At 48.0% G+C, this 19,371-nt stretch carries 17 protein-coding genes; 12 read left to right on the top strand and 5 right to left on the bottom strand.

Annotation, left to right across the window (positions count from 1 at the left end; all coding sequences use genetic code 11):
- The first annotated feature begins 86 nt into the window (after positions 1–86).
- The gene (locus AC6R0S_RS14075) at positions 87–518 is read left to right on the top strand and encodes a type IV pilin protein (RefSeq protein WP_500638162.1); all 432 of its coding nucleotides are present in this window, start codon (positions 87–89) and stop codon (positions 516–518) included.
- A 131-nt stretch (positions 519–649) separates the two neighbouring features.
- The gene (locus tag AC6R0S_RS14070) at positions 650–1,504 is read left to right on the top strand and encodes a co-chaperone YbbN (protein WP_500638161.1); all 855 of its coding nucleotides are present in this window, start codon (positions 650–652) and stop codon (positions 1,502–1,504) included.
- A gap of 41 nt (positions 1,505–1,545) precedes the next feature.
- On the opposite strand, the gene AC6R0S_RS14065 is transcribed toward AC6R0S_RS14070, so the two are convergent.
- The 4 genes from AC6R0S_RS14065 to zipA form a co-directional block, all read right to left on the bottom strand.
- Positions 1,546–1,905: a DUF2799 domain-containing protein gene (locus tag AC6R0S_RS14065; protein ID WP_500638160.1), complete on the bottom strand. Its 360-nt coding sequence runs from the start codon at positions 1,903–1,905 to the stop codon at positions 1,546–1,548.
- A gap of 75 nt (positions 1,906–1,980) precedes the next feature.
- Positions 1,981–3,366, bottom strand: a complete 1,386-nt coding sequence (locus AC6R0S_RS14060) for a multidrug transporter (RefSeq protein WP_500638159.1) — start codon at positions 3,364–3,366, stop codon at positions 1,981–1,983.
- 508 nt (positions 3,367–3,874) lie between these two features.
- Entirely contained in the window at positions 3,875–5,887 is a 2,013-nt protein-coding gene (gene ligA / locus AC6R0S_RS14055) for an NAD-dependent DNA ligase LigA (RefSeq protein WP_500638158.1), read from the bottom strand.
- 148 nt (positions 5,888–6,035) lie between these two features.
- Positions 6,036–7,004 (bottom strand): cell division protein ZipA, encoded by a 969-nt coding sequence (gene zipA, locus AC6R0S_RS14050; RefSeq protein WP_500638157.1) that lies wholly within the window; start codon positions 7,002–7,004, stop codon positions 6,036–6,038.
- A gap of 185 nt (positions 7,005–7,189) precedes the next feature.
- On the opposite strand from zipA, the gene cysZ reads away from it, so the two are divergent.
- The 5 genes from cysZ to crr all read left to right on the top strand — a co-directional run bounded on the left by cysZ (position 7,190) and on the right by crr (position 12,203).
- Positions 7,190–7,933, top strand: coding sequence for a sulfate transporter CysZ (gene cysZ / locus AC6R0S_RS14045; RefSeq protein WP_500630681.1), 744 nt, complete (start codon positions 7,190–7,192; stop codon positions 7,931–7,933).
- Between the two features lie 142 nt (positions 7,934–8,075).
- Positions 8,076–9,044, top strand: coding sequence for a cysteine synthase A (gene cysK / locus AC6R0S_RS14040; RefSeq protein ID WP_500628830.1), 969 nt, complete (start codon positions 8,076–8,078; stop codon positions 9,042–9,044).
- A gap of 297 nt (positions 9,045–9,341) precedes the next feature.
- Positions 9,342–9,599: an HPr family phosphocarrier protein gene (locus AC6R0S_RS14035; RefSeq protein WP_334555157.1), complete on the top strand. Its 258-nt coding sequence runs from the start codon at positions 9,342–9,344 to the stop codon at positions 9,597–9,599.
- A 195-nt stretch (positions 9,600–9,794) separates the two neighbouring features.
- Positions 9,795–11,519, top strand: coding sequence for a phosphoenolpyruvate-protein phosphotransferase PtsI (ptsI, locus tag AC6R0S_RS14030; RefSeq protein WP_500630682.1), 1,725 nt, complete (start codon positions 9,795–9,797; stop codon positions 11,517–11,519).
- Positions 11,520–11,693: 174 nt separating this feature from the next.
- Positions 11,694–12,203 carry a PTS glucose transporter subunit IIA gene (crr, locus tag AC6R0S_RS14025; RefSeq protein WP_334555155.1) on the top strand — a complete coding sequence of 170 codons (510 nt, stop codon included), beginning with the start codon at positions 11,694–11,696 and terminating at the stop codon, positions 12,201–12,203.
- Positions 12,204–12,259: 56 nt separating this feature from the next.
- Here crr and AC6R0S_RS14020 read toward each other — a convergent pair whose 3' ends face one another.
- Positions 12,260–13,423 (bottom strand): 2-octaprenyl-3-methyl-6-methoxy-1,4-benzoquinol hydroxylase, encoded by a 1,164-nt coding sequence (locus AC6R0S_RS14020; protein ID WP_500638156.1) that lies wholly within the window; start codon positions 13,421–13,423, stop codon positions 12,260–12,262.
- 276 nt (positions 13,424–13,699) lie between these two features.
- On the opposite strand from AC6R0S_RS14020, the gene miaB reads away from it, so the two are divergent.
- From miaB to lnt, 5 genes are all read left to right on the top strand, one after another.
- The gene (gene miaB, locus AC6R0S_RS14015) at positions 13,700–15,124 is read left to right on the top strand and encodes a tRNA (N6-isopentenyl adenosine(37)-C2)-methylthiotransferase MiaB (protein ID WP_500633898.1); all 1,425 of its coding nucleotides are present in this window, start codon (positions 13,700–13,702) and stop codon (positions 15,122–15,124) included.
- Positions 15,125–15,230: 106 nt separating this feature from the next.
- Complete coding sequence (locus AC6R0S_RS14010; RefSeq protein WP_500633899.1) at positions 15,231–16,343, top strand: PhoH family protein; 1,113 nt, start codon at positions 15,231–15,233, stop codon at positions 16,341–16,343.
- Entirely contained in the window at positions 16,340–16,801 is a 462-nt protein-coding gene (ybeY, locus tag AC6R0S_RS14005; protein ID WP_500633900.1) for an rRNA maturation RNase YbeY, read from the top strand. The genes AC6R0S_RS14010 and ybeY overlap by 4 nt, the downstream gene beginning before the upstream one ends.
- 108 nt (positions 16,802–16,909) lie before the next feature.
- Positions 16,910–17,809: a CNNM family magnesium/cobalt transport protein CorC gene (corC, locus tag AC6R0S_RS14000; RefSeq protein ID WP_334555150.1), complete on the top strand. Its 900-nt coding sequence runs from the start codon at positions 16,910–16,912 to the stop codon at positions 17,807–17,809.
- Between the two features lie 17 nt (positions 17,810–17,826).
- Positions 17,827–19,359, top strand: coding sequence for an apolipoprotein N-acyltransferase (lnt, locus tag AC6R0S_RS13995; protein ID WP_500638155.1), 1,533 nt, complete (start codon positions 17,827–17,829; stop codon positions 19,357–19,359).
- The last annotated feature ends 12 nt before the right edge of the window (positions 19,360–19,371 follow it).

Here is a 19,371-nt window from a genome sequence, read left to right as displayed (position 1 = left end):
TAAACCATCACATATGCCATTTTTATCTTGCGCATAGGCTATCAGCCCATAAAAATAGTTTATAAATCAATGAGGAAGCATTAGAAATGATTCGAAAAAATCGCTGCAACAACCGAAAAAATCACTTAAATGGCATGACATTGCTCGAATTACTCATCGCAGTCACGATCGTGACGATATTGGCCATGATTGCCTACCCCGCGATGCAGAGCTATGGCTTAAAAGCGCATCGCACTACAGCATTAGCCGATTTGAGCCGCATCCAGCTCGCGCTTGAGAAAGGTTACGATGGCAGCTACCTCACCTCAGCATCATCGATTATGTCAGGGTCGAGCTGTACGGTGTGCGAGTCCGACACAGCACGTTACTCACTCAGCATTGTTGCGAGCGCCGCCTCCTATACGATTACGGCAACGCCCAGTGGCGCACAAGCGAGCGATGCGTGTGGCGGTGCGACTTACACCACGCTGACACTCAATCAGTTGGGCCTGCGCTCACCCGCTAGCTGCTGGAAATAAGCGCAATGTTTGCCATTCAAAGGCATAAAGAGCACAGAATCGCGTTGCGTGCTTGAACTCTTTGGCTTTCGCCCATATGTTGCCTATAGACATCGTGAGTACGAACACATCTACCAGCAAGGAATGATCACATGCAATCACCCTATATCGTTGAATTAAATGAGCAGAACTTTCGACAAGTATTGGAAGGCTCAATGCAAACGCCGGTGTTAATTCACTTTTGGGCACCAATGAGCCAAGAGAGTGCGCAAATCATTCCGCAACTTCAGTCGCTAAACCAGGAATACAACGGCGCCTTTACCTTAGCGCTCCTCAATTGCGAACAAGAGCAAATGATCGCCTCGCAATTTGGCGTGCAAGCGCTCCCGACCATTGCCCTGTTTATGAATGGTCAAGCCGTCGACGGCTTAGGTGGCCCGCAGGGTATTGAAGCGATTCAAGCCATGCTGAGCAAGCATTTGCCAAGCCAAGAAGAGCTGGCGCTCAGTGAAGCGCTGACTCTGATTGAGCAAAAGCAGTACACTCAAGCACTGCCGATTCTTCAAAGTCTTGGAGAAGAGTGGCAACAAAAAGGTGACGTGAAACTCGCCATCGCAGACTGCTTACTCGAGACCCAAGCGTTTGATGAGGCAAAAGCCATGCTGAGCCATATTCCGCTTGAGTATCAGGATAACTACTACAAAGGCTTGGTTGCGAAATTAGAGTTGCATGAGCAATCCGCCAACAGCCCAGAGATTCAATCTCTCGAAGCCGACTTAGCGAATGACCCAGGCAACGCCAAATTGGCATCCGAATTGGCACTTTGCTACCACCAAGTTAAGCGCGACGAAGAAGCCCTTGCGCTACTTTGGACATTTCTTAAGAAAGACCTCAACACCGAAGGCGGTGATCTGAAAAAGATCTTTATGGATATCCTATCGGCATTAGGCCAAGGAAACGCGATCGCCAGTCAGTACCGCCGCCAATTGTATTCGGTGTTGTATTAAAGAATAATGTCAATTTGTAGGATAGGGTGTCTATATGAGCCCTATCTAACTCGATAGAACTCAGCACCAACAAACGCTTCCCACCCTCTTTGCCACTCTGTTTTAATCAATAGTTCGTTGTCTATCCCCTTACACTGCCCATCATAACGTATTCCAGATATTCCCTTCTCAAACGCCTTAAACGGATCGCAATATCTGCTCTTCCCTATTTTATAACCCTTTAAGTAGGCAATTTCGTCAAATGGAACTTTGCTCTTAATTTCTTCTAAAACCGAAGGTTCTATGGTGTACCCAGCTTGACCTAATCGAACTCCCTGAAGGTACCAAAATTCAGCTTCTGTTTTAGTGCTCGCACTACAACCACCTATTAGTATTAAAATAACGAAAAATCCAGTTCTCATAAAACTCTCCCGATAAAAATAAAGCTGAGCACAAAGGCTCAGCTTATAACGTAGTGTATGGACAGGGTGAACAATCTATTTTACTGAGAACGGAATAGTCAGCATCAGTTTGAAGTCTGTTTCATCTTGGAATAGGTTAGTGTAACCCGCCCAGTTAGGCGCATCGGTATCATTAAAGTACTCTGTGTAGTAGAAAGAAACATTAGCATCTTTCAGAGCTCCCTCTTGAATCGCATAGTTTGCAAACAAGCTAAATGCATATTCTGTCAAGTCTTTATAACCTTCAGCCTCAGCTCCAAAGCCAATAGCGCCACTTACACCTGCGCTAAAGCCTTGACCTCCAATATCAGAGAAGTCACGTGATGCAGACAAGAAGGCAGCAAACTCACCATCATGGTTAAAATCAGAACGGTTGTTCCACCAAATATCATACGCCCCGTTAGAACCACCATATTGACTTGTCAAACGGTATGCCATATTTCCAGCTAATGAATCATCGATTGACTCCGCTGAAGTATACGTAGCTTCCGCTCGGTAAGAATATTGACCTGAGGAAAATGCTGTTAGCATTGCTAATTGAAATGCGGTGCTATCATATTGCTCATCATCATCAACTACGTATAGTTGTGGAGACCAATACACCCCGCCCTCTGTTGTTCCTTTGACTTTAACATGGAAATTTTTTCGATCGCCGTCAGTTAAAGCGGCATAACCAGCATCGAGCAAGACTCCATTGTCTAAAGTGTAACGAGCACCTATAGAATAGGCCGTACCAGCATCATCACCATTAGTGGTTTGAAACTCGTAGGTTTCTTTAAACCACGGAGCTTTATATTCGTCAGCAACAACCAAACCAACATCCACACCGCCAAGGTTTGCGCCTATTTCTCCGCCCAAATACGTACCAGGGGCAAAAGACCAGTTAACAGCCAACGCACTTGGTACAGAAGGCTGGAAATAACCTAATTTGGCAGTTACTGACTCTCCAAACTTAAACTTTGCAGCAGCAGTTGCAAACGAAACACCATTATCTGTACAGTCTGTCCATACATCAGAACAAGCACTATCATCAGGAAGCTTGTCATAAGGGTTGTTAACACCCCAGAAGTTCATCTCATGATCCGCACCACCGTTTTGCCACATATCAAACGTGCTGTAGATGACAGCGTCTAAACCGACAGTATTTGCAACATAACCGGAATTAAAGCCAAGATTGGCAAAGACAGAACCGTGGTCAAGGTTAGTCTCTTTAGTAGTGTCGTTACCATTTGCATCAACATTGCCACGATCACGAGCTCGCATGAAGAAGTTTAGGTTACCACTTATGGTTGACTCCGAGAAAAATTCGGCAACTTCACCAGAATAAGCAGGGCCGATGGGATCATTTGCCATAGCGGGTGCAACGGATAACGCCCCTACCATCGCAGCAGTCAATGTAGAAACTTTGAAAAATTTGTCCATGGAAAAACTCCTAAAAATGGATATAGCTGTCTTTTGTTTTCTCACCTTAAGTTGGCCGCCGAAGGGAGAAATCATTTCCTATGTTGAAAACCCTCTGCAAACCTTTCGCATCCGATTTTCTATTCCTGCATACACACTGTGTATCCATGAACTCAGGCTAACTTCGCGACTAAAAATATCCAAATGGAACTTAATTTTTTTCTAAAAAAATATGAGCAATAGCAAAGTTCCATTAATGGACAAGATCCACCTCTCATTTTTTGTTTTATCAGGCCAAGTTAACTAAAACAAACAAAATCAACAACTTAAATAACAAACAACATCAATAGGCGTGAGATCACTCGCAAATTATCTTCATTGTAAGATTCGAACATAAGACTATGAACAAGATCACTGACTAATTATTGCGATTATTGAAGTCGGCGGAAGGTAGATAATACGAGACAAACAAAAAGCCCTTAGCGAAATCACTAAGGGCTTCAATAAATAGGTGCTTGGCTGTGCGAGGTTATTTCATCAAATCAAGTAGGTCTTGTTCTGTTTTGATCTCGATACCTAAATTTTGTGCTTTGGCGAGCTTAGATCCTGCGTTTTCACCAGCAAACAGAATATCGGTATTTTTGGACACACTGCCGGTCACTTTCGCGCCTAACGTTTGCAGTGCCGCTTTTGCATCACTGCGTGTCAACTGAGAAAGTGACCCAGTTAGTACAACTGTTTTACCGGCCAGAGGCGCGGGCGCATCCTCGTCACGTTCAGCGATATCCGGCCAATGTATCCCTTGCGCTAACAAATCCTCGACCACTTGCTGATTTTTCTCCTCAGAGAAGAACGCCAAGATGTGACTCGCGACAATATGGCCAATATCTGGAACTTCTATCAGCTGTTCCAAGGTCGCTTCGCTGATCGCGGGTAACGTTTTAAAATGCATCGCTAGGTTCGCAGCCGTCGCTTCCCCCACTTCTCTAATCCCCAGTGAATAGAGGAATCTTGGTAATGTGGTGGATTTCGATTTTTGCAGTGCGTCGACCACGTTTTGCGCTGATTTAGGCCCCATGCGATCCAGCACTGTCAGTACACCAGCAGAGAGCTTGAACAGATCAGCAGGCGTTGTCACCATCTCTTTGTCAACCAACTGCTCAATCACCTTGACGCCAAGTCCATCGACGTCCAAAGCCTTACGTGAGACAAAATGCTTCAAGGCTTCTTTGCGCTGCGCCTGGCATACTAATCCGCCACTACAGCGCGTTACCGCTTCGCCTTCCACGCGCTCAACATGGGAGTGACACACAGGGCAAGCACTCGGAAACTCGATCACTTTTGCATCAAGAGGGCGGCTAGCTTCGACCACAGAGACGATTTGTGGAATCACATCCCCAGCGCGGCGAACCACCACCTGATCACCAATCATGACACCAAGACGCGCGATCTCGTCAGCATTGTGCAGAGTAGCGTTGCTCACCGTCACGCCACCAACAAACACAGGTTCAAGCTTTGCGACGGGTGTTATCGCGCCCGTCCGCCCGACTTGGAACTCAACGTCATTGAGTACCGTGATCTCTTCTTGCGCCGGGAACTTGTAGGCGATCGCCCAGCGCGGCGCACGTGCGACAAAACCGAGTTGCTGCTGAAGCGCCACATCATCGACCTTGATCACCACACCGTCGATTTCATACGGCAAGGTTTGGCGGCGAGTGAGAATGTCCTGATAGTAAGCTTTCACCTCTTCCATGCTCTCTACCAAACGCACCTCAGGGCACATGGGTAGGCCCCACTCTTTGAGTTGAATAAAGCGCTGGTAGTGACTCGAAGACAGGGTCGCACCTTGCACCACGCCGACACTATAGGCATAGAAACTAAGAGGGCGAGTCGCGGTTATTTTAGAGTCTAACTGGCGTAAACTGCCTGCCGCCGCGTTACGCGGATTGACAAACACTTTCTCCCCTTTGGCTTTCGCCTGCTCATTGAACCGCTCAAAACCAGCGGTAGGCATGAACACCTCACCACGAACTTCAATACGCGCAGGCCAACCTTCACCACGCAGTTTAAGTGGAATCGCTTTGATGGTGCGAACGTTGTCGGTGATGTTTTCCCCCGTCGCACCGTCGCCCCGCGTCGCCGCTTGGGTTAGCACGCCATTTTCATAAAGTAAACTGACTGCTAAGCCATCCAATTTTGGTTCACAGCACAACGCAGCCACGCTTTGGCCCGCCAGTCTATCGGTCATGCGTTTGTAGAAACTATCTAACTCGCTGTCATCAAACGCATTGTCGAGCGACAACATTGGGATCTCGTGGGTCACAGGCTCAAACTGAGATAAGGCCATGCCCCCGACCCGAGCGCTCGGCGAATCGGGTGTTCGCAAATGAGGGTGCTGTTGCTCTAGTTCTATAAGCTCACGCATCATACGATCGTATTCTGCATCGGGGATTTCCGGGCTATCTTCCACGTAGTACTTAATGCCATGATGATGAAGCGCACTACGAAGGGCCTCAATTTTCTGTTTGATTTCTTGGGACATCAGTCTCTCTGCTCTATATCTTGGCCACTTGCAGGGCCTTTGCCTTTGATCTTAATCCAATATGAATCAGTGACTCTAAAGCAAATAAGGTAAAACGAAAAAGGCTCCGCATCAGGAGCCTTTATGGTAGCACGCTTTGTTTTGCTGACTAGGGTTGCTGTGCGAGCTTAAATGCCTTGATTTGAGCGCGATACGCATCAAGTCGGTTCGGCGTCATGAGATTACGCGCATCATCCAGCACGTTGGCGCCTAAATCATCGGCAATTTGCTGCGCGGTTTTCAGCATCAACTTGAAGTTTTGTTCACTATCACCGTAGCACGGCAATGTCATAAAGAATGAGATCCCTTTAGTGGTGAATGTTGCAGGATCATCATGCTTGAGTGTGCCAGGGTGCATCATGTTGGCAACGCTAAACAGCACTTTGCCGGTACCAGAGAGATCCGCATGACGATGGAAAATGTCCATTTCACCGTAAATCAGCCCATTTTGCTGCATGCTATCAAACAGCTTGGTACCCACAAATGGCGTCTCTCCAGCGCAATGCACATTGATGACAATCACCTGCATCTCATCTTCGTCATCACTATCATCAATCTCGGTCGGCGCGGATTCTGTGGTGGAGACAGAGCTCACATCACGGGGCTCTTGAGGCTTTGCAGACATAGAGGGAATGTCTAGCTCTTCCGCTGGCGCTTGACGGGGAGTATCTTGCAGCGGAGTGGTTTGAGACTCCTCTACCAAATCGTCTTTCCACTCACTAAAGGTTGGCTCATCTCGAGTGGAATCGCTTGAAAACGTTGAGTCACTGATGGATGCGTCGACGTCGAGAAGCGGGTCACTTAGCAGAGGATCATCCATTGTCTCACCGGAGTCTGAAGCAAATTTATTGCTGGTGTTGCGACTGGTCTTAGTCACGCGAACAATCTCAAAATCATCTTCGGGAGCAAAAGAGCGCTCGGGTACGGATTCGTCTTGCTCTGGCGTCGCCAGTTTTCCAATTGGCTTGTTGCCAAATTTTGTTTTGCCTTCTTTTTTGCTTGTCCATAATCCGTGGAACAGCAGCGCGGCAATGGCCAAAGCGCCCACAATGATCAGTACAAATCGCAATTCCTGCATCTTTCACTCTCAATCATTCAGCTGCTAAATCAGCCAAACTGGTTTCAAATAATCTGATTTGAGTTACTCTACCAAAACTCTCATAGGTTTTAGAACAACTTAATGTTAGAAGTTCCCATAATGATGTGATTTTGAACACGCTTTTCCTTGTTAACACACCATAAAACCCTGTTAGGCACATTTTCATGAACAACACTCAACAGTCAAAAACCGGATTTGGTTATTTTTTCCACGGTTTGCAACTCACTCTGCAACCCGGCATTCGTCAGTTTGTCCTTTTACCTCTCCTCGCCAACATTATTTTGGTCGGAAGCGCGCTCTTTTATCTCTTCTCTCATCTGGATAGTTGGATTGCAGAGTGGATTGGTCAGCTACCCGATTTCCTCTCTTGGTTGAGTTATCTTCTGTGGCCGTTACTGGTGCTCACGATTTTGGCGACCTTCTCCTACTTCTTTAGCACCTTAGCGAACTTTATCGCAGCGCCGTTCAATGGCCTGCTCGCGGAAAAGGTGGAAGAGCACCTAACGGGGCAAAAGATCAGTGACGATGGCATGCTCAGCGTTATTAAGGATGTGCCGCGTGTATTGGCACGAGAATGGCGCAAACTGCTCTACGTTCTGCCCAAAGCCATTGGATTGTTTATTTTGCTGCTCATTCCAGCCTTAGGCCAGACGCTCGGCCCCATTCTGTGGTTTGTGTTTACCGCTTGGATGCTGGCGATTCAGTACTGCGATTATCCGTTCGATAATCACAAGGTGCCGTTTAATGACATGCGACACAATTTGAAACAAAAACAAAGCAAAGCCTATACCTTTGGTGCGCTGGTCTCCGTGTTCACCACCATTCCTATTTTGAACCTGATCGTTATGCCTGTCGCGGTGTGCGGTGCGACATCGATGTGGGTGACCGAGTTCAAAGCAAGAAACTGAGTTTATCAAGTTCATATCATATAACTTTTTAATCCTTTTCTAGTTTTTTACCCTGACCTAATCTCTATCGGGTTAAACTTAAATAGAACATGATTGGTGGCGTGACAAACACGCTGCCAATATTTCGATGAAGGACTACATCATGAGCAAAATCTACGAAGATAATTCACTGACTATTGGTAATACCCCTCTTGTTCGCCTTAACAAAGTGAGCAACGGCAAAGTCTTGGCTAAAATCGAAGCGCGTAACCCAAGCTTCAGTGTTAAGTGTCGTATCGGCGCGAACATGATTTGGGAAGCTGAGAAAGCAGGCAAGCTAAAGCCGGGCGTTGAACTTGTTGAACCAACCAGTGGTAATACCGGTGTTGCTCTTGCCTTCGTCGCGGCGGCGCGTGGTTACAAATTAACCCTAACGATGCCTGAGTCGATGAGCCTAGAGCGTCGTAAACTGCTGAAAGCCCTAGGTGCGAACCTAGAGCTAACTGAAGCAGCGAAAGGCATGAAAGGTGCAATCAACAAAGCTGAAGAGATTGTGGCGAGCAACCCTGACAAGTACCTGCTTCTTCAGCAGTTCAACAACCCAGCTAACCCACAGATTCACGAAAAAACCACTGGTCCAGAAATCTGGGACGCGACAGACGGTGAAATCGATGTCTTCGTTGCAGGCGTAGGTACCGGCGGTACCATCACAGGTACAAGCCGCTACATCAAAGGCGAAAAAGGTAAAAACATTGTTTCCGTAGCGGTAGAGCCAGCGGAATCGCCTGTGATTGCACAAGCGCTCGCGGGTGAAGAAATCAAACCAGCACCACACAAAATCCAAGGCATTGGCGCTGGCTTTATTCCAGGCAACCTCGATTTAGCGTTGATTGACCGCGTGGAAGCCGTGACTTCTGAAGAAGCAATTGAGATGGCTCGTCGTCTTATGGAAGAGGAAGGTATCCTTGCGGGTATCTCGTCAGGCGCGGCAGTGGTTGCAGCAAACCGCCTTGCTCAACTTCCTGAATTTGAAGGCAAAACCATCGTTACTGTATTGCCAAGCTCGGGTGAGCGTTACCTAAGCTCAGCGCTATTTGCAGGCATCTTCACCGAGAAAGAGAACCAACAGTAATATGTGGTGAAATCAATTTTTCGTCTAAAAAAGCCCCGTTCAGGGGCTTTTTTGTTGATCCTGGCTCCACCTTTGGTAATATCGGGATGTTTTATTTCTAGCATCAAAATAAAACATTAAAACGATTTTATAGTTGCGGCGAAAAACAGCAAAGACTGACCACGCGGCACCTAGTATACAACTAGTATCAGTTCTGACACGAAAACAACGTCTGTCGCCTAGCGCAACCGTTTAATCCGAGTTAAGCTGTTTCTAATTAATAAACTATCTAAAAATAAATCAATTGGGGTATACAACATGTACGAGAAGCAAGTAGAAATCACAGCAGAAAACGGTCTTCACACTCGTCCAGCTGCACAGTTCGTGAAAGAAGCAAAAGCATTTGACGCGGACATCACTGTGACTTCTAACGGTAAAAGTGCAAGCGCTAAGAGCCTATTTAAGCTACAAACTCTAGGCCTAGTGAAAGGTACTGTAGTCACTATCTCTGCTGAAGGCCCACAGGCTCAGAAAGCAGTTGACCACCTAGTTGCTCTAATGGACCAACTACACTAATCGGTCTGCTATTGATTAAAGCCATTTTGCCAACGCAAAATGGCTTTATACCAATTTGATCCGGTCGATGAACAGGCCACCTCGTTTGCGCCGAACTATCCCATCATATTGGAAATAGCACCAAGATTAAGCTACACATAAACGTTAGCACACCCATTTCTCCCGTTTAAAAGTTGACCAATTTAAGGTAAGGCTATGATTTCAGGCATCCTAGCATCTCCAGGTATTGCTATCGGTAAAGCACTACTCCTTCAAGAAGATGAAATTGTCCTAAACACTCACACTATTTCTGACGATCAAGTCGACGCTGAAGTAAAACGTTTCTTTGAAGCACGTGACAAATCAGCGGCTCAGCTTGAAACCATCAAGCAGAAAGCACTAGAAACCTTCGGTGAAGAAAAAGAAGCGATCTTTGAAGGTCACATCATGCTTCTTGAAGACGAAGAGCTAGAAGAAGAAATCCTAGCGCTGATCAAAAATGACAAGATGCATGCGGACAATGCCATTCACACTGTGATTGAAGAGCAAGCAGCAGCACTTGAATCTTTAGACGACGAATACCTCAAAGAGCGTGCGACAGATATCCGTGATATCGGTACACGTTTTGTGAAAAACGCACTGGGCATCAATATTGTCTCTCTTAGCGATATAGACCAAGAAGTCATCCTAGTTGCGTACGATCTGACTCCATCAGAAACAGCACAGATCAACCTTAACTATGTACTGGGTTTTGCTTGTGATATCGGTGGTCGTACTTCTCACACTTCAATCATGGCACGTTCACTTGAATTGCCAGCGATCGTGGGCACCAACGACATTACCAAGAAAGTGAAGAACGGCGACATGCTGATTCTTGACGCAATGAACAACAAGATTGTCGTCAACCCATCTGACGCAGAGCTAGAAGAAGCGAAAGCTGTTAAAGCCGCATTCCTCGCTGAAAAAGAAGAACTGGCAAAACTGAAAGATCTTCACGCTGAAACTCTAGATGGTCACCGCGTCGAAGTGTGCGGCAACATCGGTACAGTGAAAGACTGTGATGGCGTACTGCGCAATGGCGGTGAAGGCGTTGGTCTGTACCGAACTGAGTTCTTGTTCATGGACCGCGATGCGCTACCAACAGAAGAAGAGCAGTACCAAGCATACAAAGAAGTGGCAGAAGCGATGAACGGCGAAGCCGTTATCATCCGTACTATGGATATTGGTGGCGACAAAGACCTACCGTACATGGATCTCCCACAAGAGATGAACCCATTCTTGGGTTGGCGCGCTGTACGTATCAGCCTAGACCGTCGTGAAATCCTACGCGACCAGCTGCGTGGCATCCTACGTGCATCTGCACACGGTAAGCTGCGCATCATGTTCCCAATGATCATCTCTGTAGAAGAGATTCGTGAACTGAAAGCGGCGATTGAAGAATACAAAGCAGAGCTTCGTGCAGAAGGTCTGGCATTTGATGAAGAGATCGAAATCGGTGTCATGGTGGAAACACCAGCAGCGGCAGCGATTGCACCACACCTTGCAAAAGAAGTGGCCTTCTTCTCAATCGGTACCAACGATCTTACCCAGTACACACTCGCGGTAGACCGTGGTAACGAAATGATTTCTCACCTATACAACCCACTGTCACCAGCGGTTCTTACGGTCATCAAGCAAGTCATTGATGCATCGCACGCGGAAGGCAAATGGACAGGTATGTGTGGTGAGCTAGCGGGCGATGAGCGCGCAACGCTACTATTATTAGGTATGGGGCTGGATGAGTTCTCAATGAGCGGCATCTCTATTCCTAAAGTGAAGAAAGTGATTCGTAACTCAAACTACGCGGAAGTGAAAGCAATGGCGGAAGAGGCACTGTCTCTACCAACAGCGGCTGAAATTGAAGCGGTAGTTGATAAGTTCATCGCTGAAAAATCACTATAACCGGCTAATACCAATCTCCGATCTGGGGGGAGCCTTGTTGCCTAATCAGGCGTTTGTAATGAACGAATCTGTTTAGGTAAGAAGGAGATAGACGACTAAAAATAGTCGTCTATCTCGTGAGATTGGTATACTATAATTCGACAGAATTAAATTAAACGTTAGGAGCATGACACAATGGGTCTGTTTGACAAACTTAAGAAGCTAGTATCAGATGACAGCGCTGACGCTGGTGCAATCGAGATCATCGCGCCACTTTCTGGTGAAATCGTAAATATCGAAGACGTGCCTGATGTGGTTTTCGCTGAGAAAATCGTTGGCGACGGTATTGCAATCAAACCAGCAGGCGACAAAATGGTTGCTCCTGTAAACGGTACTATCGGTAAGATCTTCGAAACAAACCACGCGTTTTCTATCGAATCTGACGATGGTGTTGAGCTTTTTGTTCACTTCGGTATCGATACCGTTGAACTGAAAGGCGAAGGCTTCAAGCGTATCGCTGAAGAAGGTCAAACAGTGAAAGCTGGTGACACTATCATTGAGTTCGATCTAGCACTTCTAGAAGAAAAAGCAAAATCAACGCTAACACCTGTTGTTATTTCTAACATGGATGAAATCAAAGAGTTGAACAAACTGTCTGGTTCTGTCACTGTTGGTGAAACACCTGTTCTACGTGTGACTAAGTAATTAGTGTCACGAGAATAACAAAACGCAGCTTTACGCTGCGTTTTTTGTTTTCCGGCCTAGAGTGAAGCGTCCATACCCAACGCATAACGCAATACTTGATGCTTAATGGGGCCAGAGTGTTCTGCCACTTTCAGCGCCGCATTTCTTATCCACTTAAGCGGTGCCTTGTCATTGCTAAACCCTTTATAAAACAGATCCATCCCGGTTTGCATCAGCAAATTATCAGGTCGACGACGACGTTCATATTGCGCTAAGTGCGACAAAAGAATCTCTTCATGATCGCGCGTCACGTTCAGCAAAGCCTCCACATCTTTAAAGCCGAGATTCACCCCCTGCCCTGCCAGTGGATTGATGGTGTGCGCGGCATCCCCAATCAGGACACAGTGGGCCGTGTAGTAGCGCTGAGCATGGCGGCGAGTTAACGGGAATGAGCCAGACTGGATCACCTCAATACCGCCAAGCTCAGCGGGAAAATGAGTCTTTATTTCGCTGGCAAGTTGAAGCGGCGTCATCGCCTTTAACTGACGAATACGCTTTGGTGTGTCGTACCAGACCAGAGAGGCTTGATGACCACATAGAGGTAAAAATGAGCGCGGTCCCGACGGCGTAAATTGCTGCCAAGTGATGTCTTGTTGAGGGAGATCGGTTTTGACATTAATCAGCATGCAATGCTGCCTGTAGTCCCAAGCGGTGATGCCAATACCTGCACTCTGTCTGACGCGAGAATGAGCACCATCGGCCCCGACAATCAGCCCGGCTTCGACAACCTCTCCGTCTGATAGCGTCACTTGATTCACTGAGCCATATTCGATGTGCTCGACCGTCACTGGGCAACGCAACGCCAGATTCGGCCATGCCGAGAACTGCGACCAGAGCCCCAGTTGAATGATGCGGTTCTCAACGATGTAGCCCAATTGTTCACAAGCGACATCGTCACTGTGAAAGCGGGTTCGACATTCGGGATGTTCCCACGTTTCTAGACGTTTATAAGGACAGGCGCGCATCGACTGAATGGCTTGCCATGCCCCTAGCGATTCAAGCAGGGCAACCGAATGATTCGATATCGCGGAGACGCGGACATCCATCGCTTGTTGCGGTGCGTACGGTGTCGGTGCCTTCCCTTCGATCACCACGACACGTCGACCTTGCTCCGCAAACCCGAGCGCGACAGCTGCGCCTACCATTCCTCCGCCAATCACGGCCACATCATACTTGTTCATAGTTTGTACTTCATCGTATTGATTCAAAGGCTATTTTCGATTGTACGGTTTGAGTGCCAATTTGTAACTAAAAACCTTGATGGGGATACGGGCAAACCCTTGTAACCACTAGGCTAGAATTGCTTCTGGTCACTCGCCATTGAAAGCAGTACAATACGCCGCTTAACGCCGCACAGGCGGTGAAAAATCGGCCAATTGAGTCACTCAATACCTTGGCCAACTGGAACCAATGGGCGATTTGCTCCCTTAATTTAAACTAACGATCGAGCGAACAACATGAGTAAGAAACTGCTAATAAAAACCTGGGGCTGTCAGATGAACGAGTACGATTCATCAAAAATGGCCGATCTCCTGAATGCCGCAAACGGCTATGAACTCACAGAAGAACCAGACGAAGCAGACGTGTTGCTACTGAACACCTGTTCTATCCGTGAGAAGGCGCAAGAAAAGGTCTTCCACCAGCTCGGCCGTTGGAAAACGTTGAAAGATAAAAAGCCAGATGTGGTGATTGGCGTTGGTGGCTGTGTTGCCACTCAAGAAGGCGACCACATCCGTGAGCGTGCTCCTTACGTTGACGTCATTTTTGGCCCGCAAACTCTGCATCGCTTGCCAGAAATGATCAAGCAGTCGCAATCCGATGATGCGCCAGTGATGGACATCTCCTTCCCAGAAATTGAGAAATTTGACCGTCTGCCTGAGCCTCGCGCTGAAGGGGCAACGGCGTTCGTCTCTATCATGGAAGGTTGCTCGAAATACTGTACCTACTGCGTGGTGCCATACACCCGTGGTGAAGAAGTCAGCCGTCCTATGGATGACGTGCTGTTTGAAATCGCCCAGTTAGCGGAGCAAGGCGTACGTGAAGTCAACTTGCTTGGCCAAAACGTAAACGCCTATCGTGGCCCTACTCATGATGGTGAGATTTGCAGCTTCGCTGAATTGCTCCGTCTGGTCGCGTCGATCGATGGCATTGATCGCATCCGCTTTACAACCAGCCACCCGCTCGAGTTCACCGATGACATTATCGCGGTTTATGAAGACACGCCAGAGCTTGTTAGCTTCTTGCACCTACCCGTGCAAAGCGGCAGCGATCGTATCTTGACGATGATGAAGCGCCCGCACACTGCTATCGAGTACAAATCGATCATTCGCAAGCTACGTAAAGCGCGTCCTGACATTCAAATCAGTTCAGATTTCATTGTCGGCTTCCCAGGTGAAACAGACAAAGACTTCCAAGACACCATGAAGCTGATTAAAGATGTCGACTTCGACATGAGCTTTAGCTTTATCTTCTCACCACGTCCTGGTACACCAGCGGCGGACTACCCGTGTGATATCTCCGAGCAAGAGAAGAAAGAGCGCCTCTACGAATTGCAGCAAGTGATCAACAGTCAAGCGATGCGCTATTCGCGTTTGATGCTTGGCACTGAGCAACGTGTGCTAGTTGAAGGGCCATCGAAAAAGAATCTAATGGAGCTTCGCGCTCGTACAGAGAACAACCGAGTGGTGAACTTCGAAGGCAACGCCGAACTGATCGGTCAGTTTGTTGATGTTAAGATCACTGACGTGTTTGCCAACTCGCTACGTGGTGAAATCATCCGCACAGAGAAAGAGATGGATCTGCGCAGCGTCATTTCACCGACACAGATGATGGCAAAAACCAAACGCGAAGATGAGCTAGGTGTAGCAACCTTTACGCCTTAGTCTTGAAAATGCCTAACTAAGTAGCCATCTTAGTAATAGGAACTGTCGCCATTGGAAGCCCGGTCTCAATCGGGCTTTCTTAAATGGCCAATTATGTGAGGCAACTTTGAGCAATAAAATCGTTACGCTAGAAATCGATCTAGAACCTTCAGATAACCGCCGACTCGCCAGTCTATGCGGTCCATTCGATGACAACATCAAACACCTTGAGCGACGTTTAGGGGTAGAGATCAGCTACCGAGGCAACTTTTTTACCATCGTAGGTAAGCCTCATACTGCCGCGGCAGCGCTTGAAATCGTCAAAACACTCTACGTCAACACGGCGCCAGTACGTGGCACCATTCCTGATATTGAGCCTGACGAAATCCATCTTGCGATCAAAGAAACGGGCGTCCTTGAGCAAAATCTTGAGTCGAATATTGAGCATGGCAAAGAAGTCTTCATCAAAACGAAGAAGGGCGTAATCAAACCACGTACGCCAAACCAAGCCCAGTATCTCGTCAACATGGTGACGCACGACATCAGCTTTGGTATTGGCCCTGCCGGTACGGGTAAAACCTACCTTGCGGTCGCCGCTGCAGTCGACGCATTAGAGCGCCAAGAAATTCGCCGTATTCTACTCACGCGTCCTGCGGTCGAAGCCGGTGAAAAGCTCGGTTTCCTGCCGGGTGATTTGAGCCAAAAAGTCGACCCTTATCTGCGCCCACTTTACGATGCGCTGTTTGAGATGCTCGGTTTTGAGAAGGTCGAGAAACTGATTGAACGTAATGTCATTGAAGTGGCGCCGCTTGCGTACATGCGCGGCCGAACCTTGAATGATGCGTTTATCATTCTCGACGAAAGCCAGAACACCACAGTCGAACAGATGAAAATGTTTTTGACTCGTATCGGCTTTAACTCACGGGCTGTGATCACCGGTGATGTCACGCAAATCGACTTACCACGCGGCGCGAAGTCTGGCCTGCGTCATGCGATTGAAGTGCTCAGTGACGTTGAGGAGATCAGCTTTAACTTCTTCCAGTCTGATGACGTGGTTCGCCACCCTGTCGTCGCTCGTATCGTCAACGCCTATGAAAAATGGGAAGCGCAAGATCAAAAAGAGCGCAAAGAGTATGAAAAGCGTCGCCGTGAAGAGCGCGAAGCGAAACTGCTCGAAACTCAGGTCGCGTCTGCGCCACAGGCGCACATTACCCCTTCGACTGAGAGTAAAGAGTCATGAGTATCGAACTCGATCTGCAACTCGCGGTCGAACAAGAAACGGGTCTACCGACATTCGAGCAGTTTAGCCAATGGCTAAACGCCGCGGTCACCCTTTTTCAACCGGATGCGGAAGTGACGATTCGCATCGTAGATAGTGAAGAGAGCCAACAGCTCAATCACGAATATCGCGGCAAAAACAAGCCAACCAATGTGTTGTCTTTTCCTTTCGAAGCACCACCGGGTATCGAGATGGATTTGCTGGGCGACCTGATTATCTGTCGCCAAGTGGTTGAACAAGAAGCCAATGAACAAGGTAAACCCTTGATGGCACATTGGGCGCATATGGTTGTACATGGTAGCTTGCATCTGCTAGGTTATGATCATATTGAGGATGACGAAGCCGAAGAAATGGAGTCACTGGAAATTGAAATTCTAGACAAAATGGGCATCGCCAATCCTTATGAAATGGAAGATTGAGTGTCGGCTTTCGGCACTCAGCATCGTCACTCGACGCTCAATCACCTCCATGAGCGCGAGTGCCATGTGAGCTACCACACTTTGGTAGCGTGACTAAAATGAGAAACAATGAACGACGACAATTCTCCCTCTGCCTTAGAAGGTAAGAAAGAAAAATCTGAAGGTCCGAGTAGAAAGTCCTTCTTCGGACGCCTGGGCCAAATCTTCCAGGGCGACCCAAAAGATCGCCAAGAGTTAGTGGAAGTATTCCGCGACTCGGAAGTAAACGACGTAATTGACCATGACACCCGCGACATGCTCGAAGGTGTCATGGAGATTTCCGAGATGCGAGTGCGTGATATCATGCTGCCTCGCTCTCAGATGGTCACTATTGACCGCAATGACGATTTGGATGCGCTAGTGATGCTGATTACCGATGCGCAGCACTCTCGCTACCCTGTCATTAGTGAAGACAAAGACCACGTTGAAGGCATCCTACTAGCGAAGGACTTATTAAAATACTTAGGCTCTGACAGCTCGCCATTTAACATTGAGGAAGTGATCCGCCCTGCGGTGGTTGTTCCTGAAAGTAAACGCGTTGACCGACTCCTTAAAGAGTTTCGTGAAGAGCGTTACCACATGGCGATTGTCGTCGACGAATTCGGTGGTGTGTCTGGATTGGTGACGATCGAAGACATCTTGGAAGAGATCGTCGGTGAAATCGAAGATGAATTCGACGATGAGGAAGAGATCGATATCCGCAAGTTAAGCAAACACACCTTTGCGGTGAAGGCGCTGACAACGATCGAAACCTTTAACACCACATTCGGCACTTCTTTCAGCGATGAGGAAGTCGATACTGTAGGAGGCTTAGTCATGACGGCGTTCGGTCACTTGCCTTCACGAGGGGAAGTGCTGGAAATCGACAACTACAGCTTTAAAGTCACCGCCGCGGACAACCGCCGCGTACTGCAACTTCAAGTGACTATCCCAGAAGAAGACGCTCAACCTGAGCCTACTCAAGAGTAGTATTAGAGATCACATCCATGATGAATCCCCTCATTCATCGCCTAAAACGGCCGTTCGCGGCCGTTTTTGTTGGCGCCGCAACCACGTTTGCTTTTGCACCTTATCAACTGTGGCCCTTAGCGATTATCAGCCCTGCACTGCTGCTGCTTCTCATCCACCAGCAGTCGAGTAAACGCAGTTTTGCGATTGGTTATGCTTGGGGACTTGGTCAATTTGCCACCGGCATCAGCTGGGTGCATGTCAGTATTGATACCTTCGGCGGCATGCCCAAAATCGCCAGTCTGTTTTTAATGGCGCTGTTGGTCGGCTATCTCGCTCTCTATTCGGCACTCGCCTGTTACCTGATAAATAAGTGGTTTCCTGCACTCTCAAGGCGCCGCTATTTCTTTGCCTTTCCGGCTCTTTGGCTGATTATGGATTGGTTACGAGGCTGGGTAATGACTGGCTTTCCATGGTTGTGGCTCGGCTACAGTCAAATCGATAGCCCGCTTGCCCAGTTCGCCCCGCTAGGTGGCGTTGAGCTGATTACCCTTTTGTGTGTGTTAAGCGCGAGTGCCCTAGCCTTTGCATGGCTTCGCCGCCAATGGTCAATCCTGTGGGTTCCCCTTGTCATTCTCGCAACAGGCTTCGGTCTGCGCAGTGCACAGTGGGTAACGCCAAATCCAGATAGCAGCACTCGTTTTGCGTTGATTCAGGGCAACATTGACCAAGCAATCAAATGGGTTCCGAGTCAACGTTGGCCGACCATGATGAAGTACACCGATTTGACCCGTGAAAACTGGAATGCCGATATCATCATCTGGCCAGAAGCGGCGATTCCTGCGTTTGAATTTGAAATCGCCTCTTTTCTCTCCAACTTAGACTCAGCGGCGAAGATGAACGACAGCGCCGTGATCACCGGCGTCGTCAATATGGGTGAGCAGCGTCAGTTCTTCAATAGCATCTTGACCTTAGGTAAGTCTGGGCGTGATGAGTACCGTTATGATCTCAGCGATCGCTACCACAAGCATCATCTTCTACCCTTTGGTGAGTTCGTGCCTTTTGAGGAGATACTACGCCCGCTGGCTCCTTTCTTTAATCTGCCGATGTCTTCTTTCAGTAGCGGCGCGTTTATCCAACCCAACGTGTACGCCAACGGTCGCCATTTCGCGCCCGCGCTCTGTTATGAGATCATCTTTAACGACCAAGTAAGGCAAAACGTGAACGATGAGACCGACTTCATTTTGACTCTCTCCAATGACGCGTGGTTTGGTCACTCGATTGGCCCGCTGCAACACATGGAAATCGCACGAATGCGTGCGTTAGAACTGGGTAAGCCTGTGATTCGTTCGACCAATAATGGCGTCACGGCGGTAACAGACTATCAAGGAAAGATCACCGCGCAAATCCCGCAGTTTGAAACCGCAGTGCTCACTGCACAAGTGGTTTCCACCACAGGGCAAACGCCGTATCATCAATGGGGTACGTGGCCATTGTATTGCTGGGCGGCATTGAGCCTGTTGGGGGCGTTTCTGTCTTCAAAACGGTGCGAACGCCCCATCACTCAGTAAAACAACCACGCG

The organism is Vibrio sp. R15-SG3-ISO1B (genome assembly GCF_059833835.1).
The sequence above is the reverse complement of the archived record's forward strand: the minus strand, read 5'-3'. Positions and strand labels throughout refer to the sequence as shown.

Bases quoted from the DNA above. Each gene is read 5' to 3' on its own strand.
- AC6R0S_RS14075 (WP_500638162.1), top strand. From the start codon at position 87: ATGATTCGAAAAAATCGCTGCAACAACCGAAAAAATCACTTAAATGGC.
- AC6R0S_RS14070 (WP_500638161.1), top strand. From the start codon at position 650: ATGCAATCACCCTATATCGTTGAATTAAATGAGCAGAACTTTCGACAA.
- AC6R0S_RS14065 (WP_500638160.1), bottom strand. From the start codon at position 1,905: ATGAGAACTGGATTTTTCGTTATTTTAATACTAATAGGTGGTTGTAGT.
- AC6R0S_RS14060 (WP_500638159.1), bottom strand. From the start codon at position 3,366: ATGGACAAATTTTTCAAAGTTTCTACATTGACTGCTGCGATGGTAGGG.
- ligA (WP_500638158.1), bottom strand. From the start codon at position 5,887: ATGTCCCAAGAAATCAAACAGAAAATTGAGGCCCTTCGTAGTGCGCTT.
- zipA (WP_500638157.1), bottom strand. From the start codon at position 7,004: ATGCAGGAATTGCGATTTGTACTGATCATTGTGGGCGCTTTGGCCATT.
- cysZ (WP_500630681.1), top strand. From the start codon at position 7,190: ATGAACAACACTCAACAGTCAAAAACCGGATTTGGTTATTTTTTCCAC.
- cysK (WP_500628830.1), top strand. From the start codon at position 8,076: ATGAGCAAAATCTACGAAGATAATTCACTGACTATTGGTAATACCCCT.
- AC6R0S_RS14035 (WP_334555157.1), top strand. From the start codon at position 9,342: ATGTACGAGAAGCAAGTAGAAATCACAGCAGAAAACGGTCTTCACACT.
- ptsI (WP_500630682.1), top strand. From the start codon at position 9,795: ATGATTTCAGGCATCCTAGCATCTCCAGGTATTGCTATCGGTAAAGCA.
- crr (WP_334555155.1), top strand. From the start codon at position 11,694: ATGGGTCTGTTTGACAAACTTAAGAAGCTAGTATCAGATGACAGCGCT.
- AC6R0S_RS14020 (WP_500638156.1), bottom strand. From the start codon at position 13,423: ATGAACAAGTATGATGTGGCCGTGATTGGCGGAGGAATGGTAGGCGCA.
- miaB (WP_500633898.1), top strand. From the start codon at position 13,700: ATGAGTAAGAAACTGCTAATAAAAACCTGGGGCTGTCAGATGAACGAG.
- ybeY (WP_500633900.1), top strand. From the start codon at position 16,340: ATGAGTATCGAACTCGATCTGCAACTCGCGGTCGAACAAGAAACGGGT.
- corC (WP_334555150.1), top strand. From the start codon at position 16,910: ATGAACGACGACAATTCTCCCTCTGCCTTAGAAGGTAAGAAAGAAAAA.
- lnt (WP_500638155.1), top strand. From the start codon at position 17,827: ATGATGAATCCCCTCATTCATCGCCTAAAACGGCCGTTCGCGGCCGTT.